Origin of the sequence: Inhella crocodyli, assembly GCF_004004565.1 — a bacterium.
Classification (GTDB): domain Bacteria; phylum Pseudomonadota; class Gammaproteobacteria; order Burkholderiales; family Burkholderiaceae_C; genus Inhella; species Inhella crocodyli.
Genome location: NZ_SACM01000016.1, coordinates 1 through 255 on the forward strand (window position 1 = coordinate 1; position 255 = coordinate 255).

At 69.8% G+C, this 255-nt stretch carries 1 protein-coding gene; it reads right to left on the bottom strand.

What is annotated here, in order from left to right; genetic code table 11:
- Positions 1 to 255: VCBS domain-containing protein (locus tag EOD73_RS17500; protein ID WP_205702503.1), on the bottom strand; the 255-nt coding region annotated here is incomplete at both ends.

Here is a 255-nt window from a genome sequence, read left to right on the forward strand (position 1 = left end):
CCGTGGTGACCGTGAACGACTCGACGGGGTGGTCGGCGCTGGTCAAGGCCTGGACATTGGCCGCGCCATTGCGCAGCGTGTAGGTCCACTGGCCAGCGGCGTTGATCGTGAAATCCCCGTAGGTGCCGGCGACCGAGCCGGGCACCACGGTGGTGGCGCTGTCCACGTCCGAGACGATCAGCGTGCCCGAAGCCAGCACCGTGCCGTCTTCGGTGACCGAGCCCGTGGCCACGCCCGTGACCACGGCCGCGTCGT